Origin of the sequence: Tigheibacillus halophilus (genome assembly GCF_042683165.1) — a bacterium.
GTDB lineage: Bacteria > Bacillota > Bacilli > Bacillales > Amphibacillaceae > Tigheibacillus > Tigheibacillus halophilus.
Map to the genome: position 1 here is coordinate 281,872 of NZ_JBHUIZ010000012.1, position 16,733 is coordinate 298,604.

15 protein-coding genes and 2 tRNA genes are annotated in these 16,733 nt (G+C 41.5%); 10 read left to right on the forward strand and 7 right to left on the reverse strand.

Annotated features, from left to right (window positions below):
• Positions 1-2: 2 nt before the first annotated feature.
• On the forward strand, positions 3-164 hold the full coding sequence (locus ACFSMW_RS12535; protein ID WP_390356102.1) for a hypothetical protein: 162 nt from the start codon (positions 3-5) through the stop codon (positions 162-164).
• Positions 165-277: 113 nt separating this feature from the next.
• Here the strand turns inward: ACFSMW_RS12535 and ACFSMW_RS12540 are convergent, their stop codons facing one another.
• A complete protein-coding gene (locus ACFSMW_RS12540) occupies positions 278-910 on the reverse strand; it encodes a spore coat protein (RefSeq protein ID WP_390356104.1) in 633 nt (210 codons plus the stop codon).
• A 173-nt stretch (positions 911-1,083) separates the two neighbouring features.
• Here ACFSMW_RS12540 and ACFSMW_RS12545 point away from each other — a divergent pair, with 173 nt between their 5' ends.
• Positions 1,084-2,043 carry an MBL fold metallo-hydrolase gene (locus ACFSMW_RS12545; protein WP_390356106.1) on the forward strand — a complete coding sequence of 320 codons (960 nt, stop codon included), beginning with the start codon at positions 1,084-1,086 and terminating at the stop codon, positions 2,041-2,043.
• A gap of 58 nt (positions 2,044-2,101) precedes the next feature.
• On the opposite strand, the gene ACFSMW_RS12550 is transcribed toward ACFSMW_RS12545, so the two are convergent.
• The 4 genes from ACFSMW_RS12550 to ACFSMW_RS12565 form a co-directional block, all read right to left on the reverse strand.
• The gene (locus ACFSMW_RS12550) at positions 2,102-2,494 is read right to left on the reverse strand and encodes a hypothetical protein (protein WP_390356107.1); all 393 of its coding nucleotides are present in this window, start codon (positions 2,492-2,494) and stop codon (positions 2,102-2,104) included.
• 174 nt (positions 2,495-2,668) lie between these two features.
• Positions 2,669-3,721 (reverse strand): tRNA 2-selenouridine(34) synthase MnmH, encoded by a 1,053-nt coding sequence (gene mnmH / locus ACFSMW_RS12555; protein WP_390356108.1) that lies wholly within the window; start codon positions 3,719-3,721, stop codon positions 2,669-2,671.
• A 38-nt stretch (positions 3,722-3,759) separates the two neighbouring features.
• On the reverse strand, positions 3,760-4,806 hold the full coding sequence (selD, locus tag ACFSMW_RS12560; protein WP_390356110.1) for a selenide, water dikinase SelD: 1,047 nt from the start codon (positions 4,804-4,806) through the stop codon (positions 3,760-3,762).
• 44 nt (positions 4,807-4,850) lie between these two features.
• On the reverse strand, positions 4,851-5,624 hold the full coding sequence (locus ACFSMW_RS12565; RefSeq protein WP_390356112.1) for an exodeoxyribonuclease III: 774 nt from the start codon (positions 5,622-5,624) through the stop codon (positions 4,851-4,853).
• Between the two features lie 461 nt (positions 5,625-6,085).
• On the opposite strand from ACFSMW_RS12565, the gene ACFSMW_RS12570 reads away from it, so the two are divergent.
• From ACFSMW_RS12570 to ACFSMW_RS12605, 8 genes are all read left to right on the forward strand, one after another.
• The gene (locus tag ACFSMW_RS12570; protein ID WP_390356113.1) at positions 6,086-6,469 is read left to right on the forward strand and encodes a GntR family transcriptional regulator; all 384 of its coding nucleotides are present in this window, start codon (positions 6,086-6,088) and stop codon (positions 6,467-6,469) included.
• Positions 6,466-7,155 carry an ATP-binding cassette domain-containing protein gene (locus ACFSMW_RS12575; RefSeq protein WP_390356115.1) on the forward strand — a complete coding sequence of 230 codons (690 nt, stop codon included), beginning with the start codon at positions 6,466-6,468 and terminating at the stop codon, positions 7,153-7,155. Before ACFSMW_RS12570 ends, ACFSMW_RS12575 begins: the two co-directional genes overlap by 4 nt.
• Positions 7,152-7,988 (forward strand): hypothetical protein, encoded by an 837-nt coding sequence (locus tag ACFSMW_RS12580; RefSeq protein ID WP_390356117.1) that lies wholly within the window; start codon positions 7,152-7,154, stop codon positions 7,986-7,988. Before ACFSMW_RS12575 ends, ACFSMW_RS12580 begins: the two co-directional genes overlap by 4 nt.
• 13 nt (positions 7,989-8,001) lie before the next feature.
• Positions 8,002-9,252 carry a hypothetical protein gene (locus ACFSMW_RS12585; protein WP_390356119.1) on the forward strand — a complete coding sequence of 417 codons (1,251 nt, stop codon included), beginning with the start codon at positions 8,002-8,004 and terminating at the stop codon, positions 9,250-9,252.
• Positions 9,249-9,938, forward strand: a complete 690-nt coding sequence (locus tag ACFSMW_RS12590) for an ABC transporter ATP-binding protein (protein ID WP_390356120.1) — start codon at positions 9,249-9,251, stop codon at positions 9,936-9,938. The genes ACFSMW_RS12585 and ACFSMW_RS12590 overlap by 4 nt, the downstream gene beginning before the upstream one ends.
• Entirely contained in the window at positions 9,935-11,248 is a 1,314-nt protein-coding gene (locus ACFSMW_RS12595) for an ABC transporter permease (RefSeq protein ID WP_390356122.1), read from the forward strand. Before ACFSMW_RS12590 ends, ACFSMW_RS12595 begins: the two co-directional genes overlap by 4 nt.
• Before the next feature lie 176 nt (positions 11,249-11,424).
• Positions 11,425-13,977: a bifunctional lysylphosphatidylglycerol flippase/synthetase MprF gene (mprF, locus tag ACFSMW_RS12600; RefSeq protein ID WP_390356124.1), complete on the forward strand. Its 2,553-nt coding sequence runs from the start codon at positions 11,425-11,427 to the stop codon at positions 13,975-13,977.
• Between the two features lie 133 nt (positions 13,978-14,110).
• Positions 14,111-14,201: transfer RNA gene (locus ACFSMW_RS12605), tRNA-Ser, on the forward strand.
• Positions 14,202-14,433: 232 nt separating this feature from the next.
• Here the strand turns inward: ACFSMW_RS12605 and ACFSMW_RS12610 are convergent.
• Positions 14,434-15,828, reverse strand: coding sequence for an MFS transporter (locus ACFSMW_RS12610; protein WP_390356126.1), 1,395 nt, complete (start codon positions 15,826-15,828; stop codon positions 14,434-14,436).
• Positions 15,829-16,562: 734 nt separating this feature from the next.
• Positions 16,563-16,635: transfer RNA gene (locus ACFSMW_RS12615), tRNA-Thr, on the reverse strand.
• Between the last annotated feature and the right edge of the window lie 98 nt (positions 16,636-16,733).

Consider the following 16,733-nt stretch of genomic DNA (forward strand, 5'->3'; position numbering starts at 1 on the left):
GGATGCGGGAAGAAACATGCAAGGCCTGTCACGGTAATGGAATGCTTTCCGATGATGAAGGATGGCAGTATCAGTGCAGTGTCTGCCATGGCAGTGGTATTGTAGAGGAAGAAAAGACAGTACGCGTAATGGAAGTGGATGAAAATAACCGGCTGCTTGATTAAGTAGAAGACTTAAAGGCGTCCTTTTTTAAAAGGGCGCCTTTAAGTCATTCAAGCCATCAAAGGAAAAAACCGCTCTTTCACAGAACGGCTTTTCCGGCAGAAGTGCGGATATTTTAATGTGTCATACCACCACTGATATTGCCAGGCATTGGTGCAAAGCTGTTGATATAGTTTTGCATATCTTCTTGTTTAAGCTGTGGCACCTGATAATAATGATTTTTGTTTTGGTATTGATAAATCTCATAGGCCATTTCGATCAAATTAGGGATACTGTCCTGAAACACCCTTCTTAATACTGGGTTGGTCGTTTCCAGTGCGGTTGTACAAAACGCACCGGCATTTGCTTTCAAATTCCCCATCATGAAGCTTGAAATACATTGATCACTCAGTTCATTCACAGATTGAGCAGGGGCTTTAGGCTGAGATGGCTGCATACCATATAAGGTTGTGTTGTTCTCGGTCATTTGATAAGACTGAGTCTTAACCGATGGTGTCTGTCCCGTTTTCAGTGTCTCAACAATGGTGTTATACATTTGCGACAAGAATGTTTTTTGCCTTTGCGCAATCGACTTTAGTTCTGGATCCTGAATGTGCTGATCATACATCAAGCATTGCTCCATACCACCGACAAGTCCGGAAATAGCTTCGTGGGCGTCAAAAAGTTCGTGTCCCCCGTGGTTAAACTGTGGTTGTACTTGATCTGAGTATTCGAATTGCTGTTGATTCTGTCCTTGATTTTGCATCATTGAAATACCCCCTATATTATGATCAAGACTTAGTATGTGCTTGGAAGCATTAATTATGCAGGTTTGTGAAGGATCGAGGGGAGCACCCAGCTCCAAGATGGAAACGCTAAACGGCGAGAATTAAAGAAAAATTTGTGATACGATAAAGAGGAGAAGACTGTATACACAAGGGGATGAGAACTATGGGGAAGAAGCCGCTGAAGCTGGATGAGAGGATTTGGCTGATTGATAATTTTGATATGCAAATGGGTCAAAGAACAGGTACGTATGTCATCGATGAAGAGGAGTTGACACTGGTTGAAACCGGGCCGAGCCCATCTGTCAAGCATGTGAAAGCTGGACTGTCAGAACTTGGTTTTTCTTTGGAAAAGGTCAAATACATTATCGTCACCCATGTTCATCTGGATCATGCCGGAGGTGCCGGTTTACTTTTGCGAGATTGTCCGAATGCCGTGGTCGTTGTTCATCCACGTGGAGAGAGGCATCTGGCAGACCCGAAAAAACTGGCTGCTGGGGCAAGAGGGGTCTATGGTGACAGTTTCGAAGAGCTGTTTGAACCGATTGTAGCCATCCCGAAAGAGCGGCTTTTGGTAAAAACAGAAGGTGATACATTACAAATCGGGACGGACACCATATTGCAGTTTCTGGATACACCAGGTCATGCTAAGCATCATTTCAGCATTTATGATCCAGTAAGTAATGGCATTTTCACAGGTGATACGGTAGGCATTCGCTACGAAAAGTTGATCCATAGCGGTGTGGATTTTTATCTGCCGACAACCTCTCCAAATCATTTTGATCCCAAGGCTATGAAGCATTCTATTGATCGTGTGAAGCGTATGAATGTCGACCGCATATATTTTGGGCATTTCGGTATGACAGAGGATGTCAGCCTTGCATTGGATCAAGTTGAACGATGGCTGAATCTTTTCGTAGCAGAAGGGGAAAAAGTGTTTGCGCAGGGAAAAGGATATGACGAGCTGGCTAACCGCATGCTGCAAGAGGTCCAGCATCATCTGCGTGACCAAGGCATAGCTGATGATCATGATATTTATGTTATCATCAACCTCGATATGCAAATCTCTGCTTTAGGAATAATGGATTTTCTCCAAAAGAATAATGGGAAGCATTAAACCAAAATAAGAACATGCTCACTGGAGCATGTTCTTATTATATTAACTGACGGCTATTTTAATCGTTGGCTTCTTGTTTTAAAAAAGTGATCAGTGCAAAGCACACGAAACTAATCAGCATAATGGTACCTCCAACGATGAAAAACACGGTCGGAAAGGTTCCGCTTACGCCAAAAGGTTTGACGTAATAAAAGTACATGCCCGCTGTCAAGCCGACGGCTCCGATAATCGCTGTCCAAACATGTAAACCAGCGAGCCAATGGTATGCAGGCTTATAAAGTTTATAGTAAACAGACCATGCAAATAAGGTCAGCCATCCGACAACAAGAATATGCGCATGCACACTTCGAAATTGATATCCCCCTGAACCAGCCATATGTGAACCAAGGAAAGCACCGATCAATGCGAATAGTGCTGAAAACCGCAATAACAACGTACTATATTTTTTCATACATCCTACTCCTCCGTCTTATACATGATAACGAAAGTGTAGCATGGCATTATGAACAATACGTGAATAATGGATTACGGTTTTGAGGACGGGGTGTTGTATTAAGCATCCACACGACGATTGCCATTAAATTCCCAGTAAGGTTAAGAATACACGATGTGAAACTCCAGGATATTAGTTAAACTTTACAGAATCGGATAAATGCTTTTTAGCCAAAGCATACAATTGGTTAAAGGCGTCATCATTATCAGCAGCATGGATAGTAAGTTTTTGGCTATCAGCATATTGACTGATCCCATATTCATATCTTGGGTCATAGTAATAGGTGAGTAAGAGCAGAATTGCTGATTCGTACTTCTTTTCCATCAAATCAGCTTCAATCTGTTTGGCAACAGGTACATGGATTCGTCTTTTTATTCGCTGAAAAGCCTCCAGGAATTGCTCCGGATCTTTCCAGGGCTGGTAATCATTCAAAATGTTTTTAATCCGTTCTCCTACTGGGATGTCGATGAAGATCTGGAGCCCATTTTCCTTCTTTTGATACATGAAGTCCGGCATCGTCACTTTTCCGATGCGTTTGCTTTCTCCCTCCACAAAGACGTATGGACTATTTTTGAAGCACATCATTGCTTGCACCAGCGATGAGTCGAATTTCTTTTGTTTGCTAGGATTCAGACCGATTTGTCCAAAAATGGACCCACGGTGACCTGCCATTCCTTCCCAATCCATTATCGGAAAGCCTTCTGCAGCAAGTTTTTTTAGCAAAACAGTCTTTCCAGAGCCTGTGTAACCATTAAGCACAATCAGCTCTGGGGGGAATTCTCCTTTTTCCAGTTCAGACACTACCCATTGCCGATAGGAGCGGATGCCGCCACTCAGTCTGTTTGCATGGATGCCCATCAAATCGAGTACGGTGGCTGCTGTTTTACTACGCATACCGCCACGCCAACAAAACACTGACATTGGTGTGGATATTTTTTTGAATTCGGCAATGAACTGCGGCAATTTTGCAGAAAATATTTCCAAGCCTCTTTCTTTTGCCGCTTTCTGGCCTGCTTGTTTGTATAGTGTACCTACTTCAGCTCGTTCCTCGTCATCGAATACAGGGATATTGATGCTTCCCGGAATGGTCGATTCTGCAAATTCGCCTGGAGAGCGTACATCAACCAATGTATGTCCGTTTTTTTGCTGTTCGAGTAAATCATCTAGTTGGATATCTTGAAACATATATATTTTCACCTTCTATTACAAAACTGATCGTGCCTTTATTTGACGATGATTTTTCCATTGTTTTCTGAAGTGACTTCACCGATAATTTGTGCATGGACCTGCTTGTTGTTGAAGGCTTCCAGCAGTTGATCAGCATCTGCTTCGTCGACAGCAAGCAATAATCCGCCGGACGTGACAGCATCACAAAGTATCCATTTATCGATTTGCTCCATTTCTTCAGGATAGGTGACAACATTAGCCACATGGTCAAAATTATTTTTTGTCCCGCCTGGCACCGCCCCGGCTTCAGCGAGTTCCTTAACACGCGGCAGGACAGGAACCTGGGTGTGGTCGATGATAATACCCGCATTGCTGGCTACGGCCATTTCTGATGCATGGCCAAGCAGTCCGAACCCGGTAACATCGGTAGCAGCATGGGTATTGAAATCAGCCATGACTTCTGCGGCTGTTTTGTTCAGCGTAGTCATTACACTGGTAACAAGCTTGCGCTCTTCCTCAGTCACAAGATCCCGTTTGATAGAAGTTGTCATGATACCGACACCAATCGGTTTGGTCAGGATCAGTTTATCGCCTGGCTTAGCGCCAGCATTTGTACGCACTTTATCCGGATGAACGGTGCCGGTGACGGAAAGACCGAATTTCGGCTCCTGGTCATCGATAGAATGTCCTCCGACAAGGGCGACTCCTGCTTCCTTCAACTTGTCTCCAGCTCCACGCAGAATTTCACTTAAGATGCTTTTATCCAGTTTGGAAATAGGAAAAGCAACAATGTTCAATGCAGTGATTGGCGTCCCGCCCATGGCGTATACATCGCTGATTGCATTTGTGGCCGCTATTTGGCCAAAATCATACGGATCATCGACAATCGGTGTAAAGAAATCCAATGTCTGTACAATCGCTAACTCATCATTCAATTTATACACACCTGCATCATCACTTGTATCCAACCCGACAAGTACGTTAGGGTTTGGCTCGTTAACAGGCAATGTGCGCAATACTTGGGACAAGTCTGCCGGGCCTATTTTGCATCCGCATCCGCCTTTGGTTGTTAGAGCAGTAAGTTTAATTTTATTGGTTTCCATTATTAACATCCTTTCACGGGGACAAACCCCTATTGTTTTATCACTTAGCGAAGCGGGGAATCTTCCCCGCCGATGTCCAGCATGATAGGGCAGTGATCGCTGCCCATGGTGTCGCATAATGCTGTGGAGCTGTGCAGGTATTGGCGCAATCTGTTCGACACAATGAAGTAGTCGATACGCCATCCGATATTTCGCTCTCTTACTGTTTTCATATAGGACCACCATGTATAAATACCTTCTGTATCAGGGTGGAAATAGCGTAAAGTATCCGTGAAGCCCGCCTCTAACAGCCGAGTCATTTTCCCACGTTCTTCTGTCGTAAAACCTGAATTGCCATGATTCGATTTGAAATTTCGCAAGTCGATTTCCTGGTGTGCGACGTTCAAATCTCCACAGTAAATGACAGGTTTTTGCTGATCCAATTTTTGAATATAGGCCAGCAGCTTGTCTTCCCATTCGAGCCGGAATGGCAATCGTGCCAAATCGCGTTGGGAGTTCGGTGTATAGACGTTCAATAAATAAAAGTCTTCAAATTCCAGCGTAAGAATCCTTCCTTCAGGATCCCGGATATCTTCTTCCAGTCCGTAACTGACATGGAGCGGCTTCTTTTTCGTAAAAACTGCTGTACCGGAATATCCCTTTTTTACCGCATCATTCCAAAATTGATAATAGCCTTCCAGGTCGAGAGAAATTTGTCCTTTTTGCAGTTTGGTTTCCTGCACACTGAAAATATCAGTGTCCATGGCATTGAAAAAATCCATGAATCCTTTTCGGACACAGGCACGCAGACCATTCACATTCCATGAAACAAGCTTCACAAAAATGTACCTCCTAAATATATATAAAACAATGCATTAAAACCGAGGTGCCCTTCATATACAGGCAATTTCCAAAAATGAAGGGGGCGGACCATCATGGTGAGTCCATAGAGATATTTTATCATAATGACAGCCAATGCCCATAAAAAAGGTATTCAAAAGCGCTTGACAATTTGTGTATTAAACGTATAATACACTTCGTAAGGTGTACTAAGCAATTAATACAGTTTACTGTCTTTGTTGCAGGAATATCCCTGTAGCAACCGTACATTTTTGCTTTCTACGTATGATTCGCTTCATATGCGATGATATATCTGAGTTATTGCGTACTCATAGTAACTGGCGTCTTTATGCCGATTTTTTAACCAATGTGTATTAAGGGATTAATACACATTCGTCCAGCATGAAAAAACTGCATGGCAAAATGATACATATGACTGCCGTGTATGGGAGTTGTGAATATGAAATTGACCTTTAACAGCCGCGGACCTGTCTATGTACAGGTTGTCCAGCACTTTAAGGAACAGATTGCTACAGGACTGCTTGAGCCCGGACAGGAAATTCCATCACGCAGGGAATTAGCCGGGAAATTGGGTATCAATCCCAATACGGCCCAAAGAGCTTATAAGGAAATGGAGGAAGAGAAATTGATTGTAACCGAAGGGAATTCTCCAAGCAAAATAACAAAGGATCAGCAAGTGCTTGCAGCTGTCAGAAAAGAATTAGTGATGGAGGCGGTTGATTCTTTCATCACATCTGTAAAGTCCATCAATTTAACTTTAGATGAGGTCGTTGAATTGGTGAAATGCAATTATGAGCGTGAGGGCGAGGGGAAACAGAAATGATAGAAATCAAACATATACACAAGAAATTCGGACGGAAAGTTGTCTTGCAAGATGTATCCTTTACTGCTAATAAAGGAGAAATTACGTGTCTGATTGGTGTTAACGGTGTTGGAAAAACGACAATACTTCACGCCATTATGGCATTGACGCCGCTCACAAAGGGAGATATACACATTGATGGAGAAAAGGTTACGAAAAAAACCTTCGAAAAAGTCTCATATATTCCAGATGCAATAACGATGCCTGGCCAAATGCGGATTAAAGATGCAATGGAATTCATGAATGATTTTTATAGACATTGGAATCAACAGCGTGCGCATGAAATGCTGCAATTTTTCCGGTTGAAACCAGAGGAACGTATCTCAAGTTTATCTAAAGGGAACACAGCAAAGGTGAATCTGCTGCTTGGGCTGGCGCTGGATGCGGATTATATTCTGATGGATGAGCCGTTTTCTGGAATTGACATTTTCAGCCGTGAGCAAATCACAGACGTCTTCACCAGTCATCTGATTGAAGATCGTGGCGTTATAATCACCACACATGAAATCCAGGATATTGAACATTTGATTGATAAAGCAGTGTTACTTGATCAAGGGGAAGTCAAAAGAGAATTTGACGTCGAAACAGTAAGAGCTGAAGAGGGGAAATCAGTCGTTGATGTTATGCGGGAGGTGTATCAGGGATGAAAAACTATTTGAAGCTAGTCAGCTTTGAAATCAATCGTTTCCTTAAAATATATATTGGACTGGCTGCTCTGACCGTGGTTGTACAGTTTTTAGTTGTTTTGCTCCACACACAATCCTATATGAAGCTTGTCAGAGATGCAATGAGTAACGGCAGGTTTTCTATGGATTCTTTTTTAAAGGGTGAGGGGCCCGGACCGATAAGTATGATCGATATAATGGATGGCTCGTATGTGATACCTATTGTCATTTGTATTGCCGGACTGTTGATTTATTCCTTCTTGATTTGGTATCGTGACTGGTTCGGAAAAAACACGTTCATTTACCGTTTACTTATGCTGCCAACAGAAAGAATCAATATCTATCTTGCTAAAGCTACAGCTATTTTCATGATGGTGCTTGGATTGGTAGCATTGCAGTTAATTCTGCTGCCTGTCGAAAGCAAGATGCTGCAATTGATGGTTCCAATCGATTTCCGCAGAGACATGCCAATAAATGGGATGATGGCCGGTTTTGGAAAGATGAATATCTTGTTCCCTGTCACTTTCATGGATTTCTTCGTACATTATGGCATTGGCTTCATGACTGTATTCGTGCTGTTCACGTCCATTCTGCTGGAACGCTGTTACCGCCTGAAAGGGATGGTGTTTGGTGCAATTTACTTCATATTGGCGATGGCGGTATTCCTGCTGCCTGTTTTCTTTGAAAGATACACAGTCATAAGCTATTTTTATCCGTTAGAAATCTTCATCATCCAGTTATGTCTCGGTCTATTCATTACAGGAATTTCCATTCTGCTTAGCCATTACCTGCTGCAGAGAAAAATTAGGGTTTAAGGAGGACAGCCACATGAAAAAGTATGCAGCATCATTCATTATTTTTGTTTTGGCGATCGGTACATTGATTACTTTTTTTATTTATGAACATCATGCTGTCAGTGCATTCCCATCATTTTATATCCAGCAAACAGCTGGAGATAAACGCGAGATCAAGCAGTTCATTTTAGATGGTAATTATTATGACGGGCAAATAAATGAAAATCTGCAAATCACAACTAATGGAACAAGCTATTATCGGGACCGTTCTTTTTTTGAGAAGCTATCCGCTGTCAGCGATCCCGGCATGAAGCGTCTGCAAAACGAATACCACAGCTTTATGCGCGGTAAGGCAGAAAATATGAATCAGTATTATGAAAATCAGGATAAACTTATATATGCAAACATAGATGCCTACGATATGCGTTTACCTGAGCAAAGAATGCAATCTAAGCTGGAGATAGCTATTTGGGATAAGCAAAAGAAACAAAAATCTTCCTTTAAAGCAACGATTCCGCATATCGATAGATATATTTGGATGGATATTCAGTCTTTAAAATTTAACAATGGCAAACTGTATGTTGCCACTAATAATGAACGGTATAGTGACAGTGGGCAAAATTCGATGGAAGCACATCTGTTCCAAGTCGACTTGAAGTCAGGCAAATTAGGTGATGACAAGACGTTACTGAAAGAAAATGCAGATGACCAGGTATATAGCAAGGACAATGGAAAAAATGGAGAAACGTACACAAGCATCAACTTTGTTCCCCAAGAAAATGCGCAAGAAAATAATATGATTGTGCTGCAGAAGACGATATCAGAAATCGGCAATGAAGCAAAGCAGGATAAAGTCTTGAAAAATGAGCTCATATCATACGAGATTGGTTCTGCGATGAGAAAGAAATTAAGTTTGCCGGCAGAACTTCCAAAAAGTGCGGAACCAGTATCTCAAAATGGAACATCGGTTTATTTCAAAGTACAATCAGCAAACAAATTAACAGTGTACAGCTATGATGTTCATACAGAAAAAGTGACAGCTGTCCATCAGTTTCCACTGCAAGCGGCAAACAGGGAAGCGCTTATTGAAGTGAAAAATAACAGGATATATATCATTAGTCCCGCGATGAGAGCAAAGCGGAAGGCCACTGTTTTTGTGGCTGATGCAAAAACGGCCAAAACATTGTATAAGGGCGTCATCAAAGTGAAGGGAGACCAAAACCTCATTGGTGAACAAAGTTTGGAAGTGGATAGTTTAGAAATAGGAAATGGGGAAACAAAATGATCAAAATAACAGATTTAAGTCATTCCTTTGTTCTTGGGAAAAAAAATCACCAAACATCCATACCTATCCTGCAGAACATCTCGTTTGAAGTGGAACGTGGAAAGATCGTCACGATAGTTGGTAAAAGTGGTTCAGGGAAATCCACATTGCTAAACTTGATCAGTGGTTTCATCCATCCAACTGCCGGACAAATTTGGATCGATGGAGAGGAAACGACTGCATTCAATGAAATACAGTTTGCCGATTTTCGATTGGAGCATATGGGGTTCATTTTTCAAACCTTCCAATTGATTTCCAGTATGACTGCTTTTGAAAATGTAGAACTGCCATTGACGTTGAAGGGAATAAAAGAAACTGAACGTAGAGAGCGGGTGCTTCAACTGCTGGATAAGGTGGGGCTTGCAGACTTTAGGGATTACTACCCGGGTGAGCTATCCGGGGGCCAGCAGCAGCGAGTCAGCATTGCTCGTGCAATGGTCCTTCATCCGCCGCTTATACTGGCTGATGAACCTACCGGAAGCTTGGACAGTGAAACCGAAGCGGATTTGCTCCAGTTGATTAAAAAATTGAATCGGCAAGAGGGCATCACATTCCTGATCATCACCCACGATGAATCAGTAGCTAAAATTGGACATCAGACCATTACTATCCATGATGGCCACTTATTGCAGAGGAGTTATATATGATGCGGATGAAAGATCAATTACGTTTCATTTTGAAAAATGTCCGGAAAAATAAAGTTCGTACGACGATGACAATTTTGGCAGCCGCAATCGGATGTGCATTTTTAATCGTATTGGCATCTGTAGGTTTCGGCCTGCAAAAATCCATTGTGGCAGATACGTTGCAGGACCAGACTGTAACGGAGATACAAGTGCAATCGAAAATGGACAAAGCAGGAAATGCCGATCCCTTAACGATGAAGAATGTCTCAGAAATAGAGTCATTGGATGGGGTTAAGACTGTCACAAGAAGAAACGGGCTTATTCAGTCACCAAAATATGAAATGAATGGTCAGCAGGCAGAGGGAAGTACCATCGCAGTTGATTTTGCTTCAGAAAAGAAAGCTGGATTTAAGCTAAGTAATGGAAAAATGCCGGAAAAGGAAAATGAAGTCATTGTAGCCTATGACTTTGCCAAGGCATTGGTTCAGTCTGACAAAGACGGTAAAAATGATGCTCCGAAAATGGACATCAAAAATCTTTTGGGAAAAAAGATGGAAATGGATATCGTGCGCATCAAGGATGGCAAAGAAACACATCAAACATTTTCAGTCGATATTGTTGGCGTTGAAGCTAAACCGGCAAAAGAGTGGTTGCAAAATCAAAATGTATACATTTCCTATGCGATGATGAAAAAAATAGATGCCTATACAGGGACTTATGCCGCTGAACCAGATGCCCAAAACGAGGATGGAGAAACAGACCATGGTTTTGACGTAATGAAGGTCTATGCGAATAGTCTGGAATCTGTGCAGTCAGTGACAGACCAGTTGGAAAAGAAAGATTATATGGTTTATTCAGTTTTGAAAGAAATGAAACAAATCAATGTACTGTTTGCCATTGTCAAGGCTGGTCTGGTCTTGGTCGGCACGATAGCTGTCATCATTGCCTCGATCGGTATTTATAACACAATGACGATGGCAGTAACAGAGCGTGCCGCTGATATCGGCATTATGAAAGCTATTGGTGCGAATCCCAGAACAATCAAACGGATCTTTTTGCTGGAAAGCTGCTCTATTGGATTGATTGGCGCTGTGTTTGGTGTAGCCATTGCTTATGTCACCAGCTTTGTGGTCAATTTAGGTATGCCAGTGATTATTGAAGCGGCTTTCCATGAAAAACTTCCTGAAAATCTGCAGTTTTCGGCGATTCCACCAGTATTGATTTTAATCGCGGTAGTCATCTGCATCGCAGTAACAATCATTTCCGGTGTACGGCCTGCAAAACATGCGACAAAAATAGACGTTTTGCAAGCGATGAGAAGGGAACTTTAATAGAATACCTGTCCAGGGGCCAAACTGGGTCCCTGGCACTGAAACTTTTTTTATTTGTGTTACGTATGGATATTTACTTTCAATAATGAAAGGTTTATGTCACATTTTGCGATACATTTTACCAAACAGATAGTATATGCTAATACAATAGCAAGTATAGGAAGTTGGTGGGTTCCTTGAAACATAAACAAGCGCTTATCCGCGCGGCAAAATACATATTCATGATTATTGTCGTCAGTGTCATCTTCATTGAGGGAAAGAGGCAGCTGTCTGAGGTAGGCCTGAAAGAGTCGCTAAAGGCGATTGACCAGGTGCCCTTTTATATGGATATCATCGTGATCACCACTGCATTGTTGTCTGTTTCCACGATGTTTTTTTACGACTTTTTCTTTATACGCTCACAAAAAATCCCGCTGACCAAAAGAAAGATATTCGGTGTGGCATGGGTCGCCAATTCCTTTAACGGTGTTTTTGGATTCGGCGGTTTGATTGGCGCTGGCGTCAGAGGGATGCTATATAAGGGATACACGAAAGACAGTGCAAAGCTTGTGGTCGGCATTGGCTGGCTGGCGCCTGCTGCTGTGATGGGATTATCGATATTTTCCATTTTAGTCATTATGCATGTTTTCCCCGCAGGAGAGTTGTTAGCTGATAAAAAGTGGCTTTGGTTCGTGCTTGCCGGTATTTTTTTATTTTTCCCTGTTTATCTCGGATTGGCAGCATTTCGAAAGAGTGAATTTTTTACACCGAAATTGACATTGCAATATTCTGCTGTGTCTGTTATTGAATGGTTCGGAGCGGGTCTTGTACTTTATTTCAGTCTTGTTGCTGTGGATGCTCCCGTTTCTTTCGGCCAGGCATTTGGGTTATATACGATTGCCGCCGTGATGGGAGTCATCAGCATGATACCGGGCGGATTCGGTTCATTTGATTTAATGGTTTTATCCGGCGGGCAGCTGCTGGGTGCTGAGCCAAGTATTCTATTGACGGCTTTGTTGATGTACCGTTTCGCCTACTATATGATTCCGCTTATTTTTGGCTTGATCATCATGGCCTTTGAAATGAGCAGTACGGTTGTGAGAAAAGCAGAGGACAGCAATTTGATTGCACCTGTGGTGGAAATAAGCGGTGTCATATGGGCATTGCAGCGAATGATTCTGAAAAACATCGGCTATTGGTCTCTATCACTATTATCATTCATAACCGGTCTTTTCTTGTTGTTCATACCTATTTTCGATATCATTGCTTACCATGCCATGGACAAATCCCGGCTTTCCTTGCTTACAATCGACTTTTACAATATTCTTCTGTTCGCATTAGCCATTACGATTTGGTTTTTTATGAAGGAAATGTATTATAAGACAATACGTGGTTTATATATCACATGTATCACACTTATCCTCTCCATTGTGCTGTTGGTAGGCCAATCGGAAAATGCGATTATCGGGGCATTGGCAGCATTTCATTTGCTCGTATTGATTTTGCTGCGAGGCCAATTTAAGCGCCATAGCTTGCCGTTCAATGCCGCCAGTATGCGTGGTCTGCTCTACGTGTGTTTGATTGCCTTCCTGATATTTGTCGTGTTTACCAGGAATGGGCTGCTCCTGGTTGATTATCATAAACCGCTATATGGCATATACGGGATCGGGTTTGTTGGCTGTCTAGTCGCTTGCCTCTATATTATCGGCCTTATTATTTTGTTCGCACGTAAACATCATGTCCAGATTGGTGAAGTGTACAATGAAGAAAAGCTAGACCGATTTTTTGAAGCGTATGGTGGTCATGTACTGAGTCATTTAGGGTATCTGGGTGATAAGCGTTTTCTATTTAGTGATGATGGGAAGGCGCTGGTGCAATTTTCCACAGCCGGAAACAGAATGGTTGTGCTTGGAGATCCGCAAGGGGAGGAAGCGTCTTTTGAAGAACTGCTGTCCAAGCTATTAGAGAAGGCGGATTATTATGGCTATCGTTGCGTTTTTTATCAGATAAGCGGAGATAAAATGGCGCTTTATCACGATATGGGATATACATTTTTTAAACTTGGTGAAGAGGCGATTGTGGATTTGGACACGTTTACGATATCCGGAAAAAAACGAGCCGGCCTGCGTTCTTCTTTCAATCGTTTCCATAAAAATGGCTATACCTTCGAAGTGATTCATCCACCGTTTACTGAATCATTCTGGCAGCAGTTAGAATCGGTTTCTGATGCTTGGCTGGATGGTAAAAGCGAGAAGCAATTCTCACTAGGTTTTTTTGACAGAAAGTACTTGTCTAAAGCACCAATCGCGGTGATGCAGAACGAAAATGGTGAAATCACAGCCTTCATGAATATCATGCCAGTATATCAGGAAAGCACTATTTCCATCGATCTAATGCGCCATCTACCTGACGAACCGAGCGGGGAGATCGATGTGATGTTCATTCATCTGTTCGAGTGGGCGAAACAAGAAGGTTACCGCTATTTCAATTTAGGCATGGCTCCATTATCCAATGTGGGAAATGCGAAGCAATCGTTCCTTGGCGAGCGGATTGCTGCAGCAGTCTTCAATAACGTGCGTTATCTATACGGATTCAAAGGCTTACGTGACTTCAAAAATAAATATTATCCTGAATGGTCGGGTAAGTACTTAGCTTATCGGAAAAGTTATTCATTGGCTTCTGCCATGATCCAGGTGGTGCGCTTGATCGGTGGCAAGAAAAAGAAGCTCAAGCTGTTAAAGGGTAAATAGCCGGTATGCAACATAGGCGCACCGGCTATGTTGTCATTCAAACGCCCTGCACTTGTCCATTCTTTACAATGGACAAACGGAAAAGAAAGGTTTATAATTTTCATTGGTCATTTGAAGAGTACCTTTGAAATATGGAGAAGTACCCAAGTCCGGCTGAAGGGGACGCACTCGAAATGCGTTAGGGCGCATTACGCGCCGCATGGGTTCGAATCCCATCTTCTCCGTACCTAGACCATTTTTGAACATTTGAAGACATAAAAATCCTAATACCTCCAAAAACAGGAGGAATTAGGATTTTCTTTTTCATTGACTTCCCCCAAGCAGCTTTGTTCTCATTCGCTTTTGTTGCAAAGAAGGAGGCTCGTTCTATAATCATGCTGTATGCGATAAATTCGCTATTAAAAGCCCATAGGCGTGAAATGTGGAGGATTGGTGTATGATAGCTAGTTAACGGATTTATTTCTGTTCTGCTTCCCACCATAATGAATCTTTGGGATTTTCAACAGCCTTTTTATACTCAGCCTTAGAAGCAACTGTCGGGTAAGAACCTTTTAAAGATTTCCCTGAAGTATCTTCGAATAAAGTTAACACAACTATTAAACCAATTAAACTAACTGCTAATAAATAGAAGCCTGGCGCTAAATTATTTCCTGTCACATGTACCAGCCAAGAAGCAACTAAAGGGGTTGTACCACCAAAAACAGAGACGGAAATATTAAATGTCCATGATAATGTGCGATATCTAATGTCAGTATGAAACAAGGTAGGTAAAGATCCCGGCATAGTACCTTCGTAAACAGATAAAACGAGACCCAACATTAAAAGCCCTATGAATAAGAAAGCCGTACTTCCCATACTGAGAAAGTAGAAAGATAAAATTGGCAGCACAATTCCTAATACTAGTCCAAATATTATAACCCGTTTATTCCCTAATTTATCTCCCAGTTTTCCAAAAGTTATAGCGAATGGAACCATAATAATTAATACAATTGCTGTAACCGGCGTACTTATTGTATCACTTATACCAATGTTTTCATTTAAATAAGAAGGCATATAACCTAATAATATGTAATTAGTTATATTGAAAAATGCTACAAATACGATACATAAAAAGATATCTTTTTTATATGTTTTAATTGTTTCCAATAAACCTGGCTGTTCCTCTTGGTTATTCGAAACATCATTTTCAAATATTGGTGTTTCATCTAAATTACTTCTCAAATATAATCCAAATAATCCAATTGGAATACTTAAGAAGAAAGGAATTCTCCATCCCCAACTATTCATTTGTGCATCAGATAGTGTCCAGAAAAGTACTGTCGCTAAAATAGAAGCTATTATATAACCAGATAATGTGCCAATTTCTAAACCACTGCCTAATCTTATTCGTTTATTATCTGGAGAAGATTCTGCAATGTATACCATTGCGCCGGCATACTCTCCACCCACAGAAAAACCTTGCAGAATACGAGCAAGGAGTAATAATAGAGGAGCCCATGCCCCAATCTGATTGTATGTAGGAAGCATCCCCATTATTAAAGTAGATAAAGCCATCATTAGGATCGTAGTTGTTAATACTACTTTTCGGCCAAATTTATCACCAATTTTACCGAAAATAATTCCACCTACTGGTCTAAGTAAAAAAGCAATTGCAAATGTGGCAAAAGTGAATATCAACTTTAATTCATCGTTTTGGACTGGACTGAAAAAATTTTCGCTAATGATAACCGACAAATAAGAGAATAAAGCGAAGTCAAACCATTCCATAGCGTTTCCTATCCCAGTAGCAAACACGCTTTTCTTAGCCTGTTGAATATTTACAACGTTGATTTTTTTCTTGTTGAATTTCATTTTAAATATGCCAACTCCTCGTGTGTGATTCAATACATTCTGGGCATTGTAATTGCCCTCCATTTTCTCGTGTTTTTTATTAAAATACGTTTTTGTGCCAATCAGAAAGAGATGCGAATTCGTTATAATATCCCAAAAGTGCCCTTGTGATATCCATCACAAATGAGATGACAGACGACTATCTATATATTTCCCATAGGAAACAGTTCATTTTTAATCGTCTACAAGGTCCTTATTTAATTCTTGGGCGCTTTTAAACAGTCGCGTTATAAGTGAACAAAGAGAACGCCAACCGACTACGGACTGAAATGTTATGAACCGCTGAAAGGGGAGAGGGGCGTGGGGGGAGTGAATGACTGCGGTATGGAAAAATGGATTGGTCTGATGCTAACTGTACACCAGAAAGCATGGAAGATCGTTATCTGCTGAAAAGAATAAAGAAAACCATTTTGTCTTAGGACGAGGTAACGGTAATGATCATTTATTTGCAGCGGTTTTGAACGTGGTACGATTGAAAACGAGGCTTCAAAAATAAAGAACTTATAAAAAGCAATTGTGTAGCGTGAAGTTTTCCATGTTGCATAAAAACTGATAATAAAAAAGGTCCGTTACCAACCCACATAAACCCCTAAACCACTGTGTTTTCTAGCTTGGTCGGCGTAACCAAAGGAAATAAAAATACAGCCGTTCCTGAATACTCAAGAATGGCTATATATCAATGTTTTCTGTATCAGTGCTGGTGAGAGGATTTGAACCCCCGACCCCTTCATTACGAGTGAAGTGCACTACCAACTGTGCTACACCAGCATACCCTATCGAAAAGCACAATAAAAATAATAACGTATTTTAGCTCGATTAGCAAGCATTTTACTATGTGACCCGTCCAAAAAGAGCGTGTAAAAAGC

Excerpts from the sequence above, each read along its gene's own strand:
- ACFSMW_RS12535 (WP_390356102.1), top strand. The coding sequence starts at position 3 with ATGCGGGAAGAAACATGCAAGGCCTGTCACGGTAATGGAATGCTTTCC.
- ACFSMW_RS12540 (WP_390356104.1), bottom strand. The coding sequence starts at position 910 with ATGATGCAAAATCAAGGACAGAATCAACAGCAATTCGAATACTCAGAT.
- ACFSMW_RS12545 (WP_390356106.1), top strand. The coding sequence starts at position 1,084 with ATGAGAACTATGGGGAAGAAGCCGCTGAAGCTGGATGAGAGGATTTGG.
- ACFSMW_RS12550 (WP_390356107.1), bottom strand. The coding sequence starts at position 2,494 with ATGAAAAAATATAGTACGTTGTTATTGCGGTTTTCAGCACTATTCGCA.
- mnmH (WP_390356108.1), bottom strand. The coding sequence starts at position 3,721 with ATGTTTCAAGATATCCAACTAGATGATTTACTCGAACAGCAAAAAAAC.
- selD (WP_390356110.1), bottom strand. The coding sequence starts at position 4,806 with ATGGAAACCAATAAAATTAAACTTACTGCTCTAACAACCAAAGGCGGA.
- ACFSMW_RS12570 (WP_390356113.1), top strand. The coding sequence starts at position 6,086 with ATGAAATTGACCTTTAACAGCCGCGGACCTGTCTATGTACAGGTTGTC.
- ACFSMW_RS12575 (WP_390356115.1), top strand. The coding sequence starts at position 6,466 with ATGATAGAAATCAAACATATACACAAGAAATTCGGACGGAAAGTTGTC.
- ACFSMW_RS12580 (WP_390356117.1), top strand. The coding sequence starts at position 7,152 with ATGAAAAACTATTTGAAGCTAGTCAGCTTTGAAATCAATCGTTTCCTT.
- ACFSMW_RS12585 (WP_390356119.1), top strand. The coding sequence starts at position 8,002 with ATGAAAAAGTATGCAGCATCATTCATTATTTTTGTTTTGGCGATCGGT.
- ACFSMW_RS12590 (WP_390356120.1), top strand. The coding sequence starts at position 9,249 with ATGATCAAAATAACAGATTTAAGTCATTCCTTTGTTCTTGGGAAAAAA.
- ACFSMW_RS12595 (WP_390356122.1), top strand. The coding sequence starts at position 9,935 with ATGATGCGGATGAAAGATCAATTACGTTTCATTTTGAAAAATGTCCGG.
- ACFSMW_RS12610 (WP_390356126.1), bottom strand. The coding sequence starts at position 15,828 with ATGAAATTCAACAAGAAAAAAATCAACGTTGTAAATATTCAACAGGCT.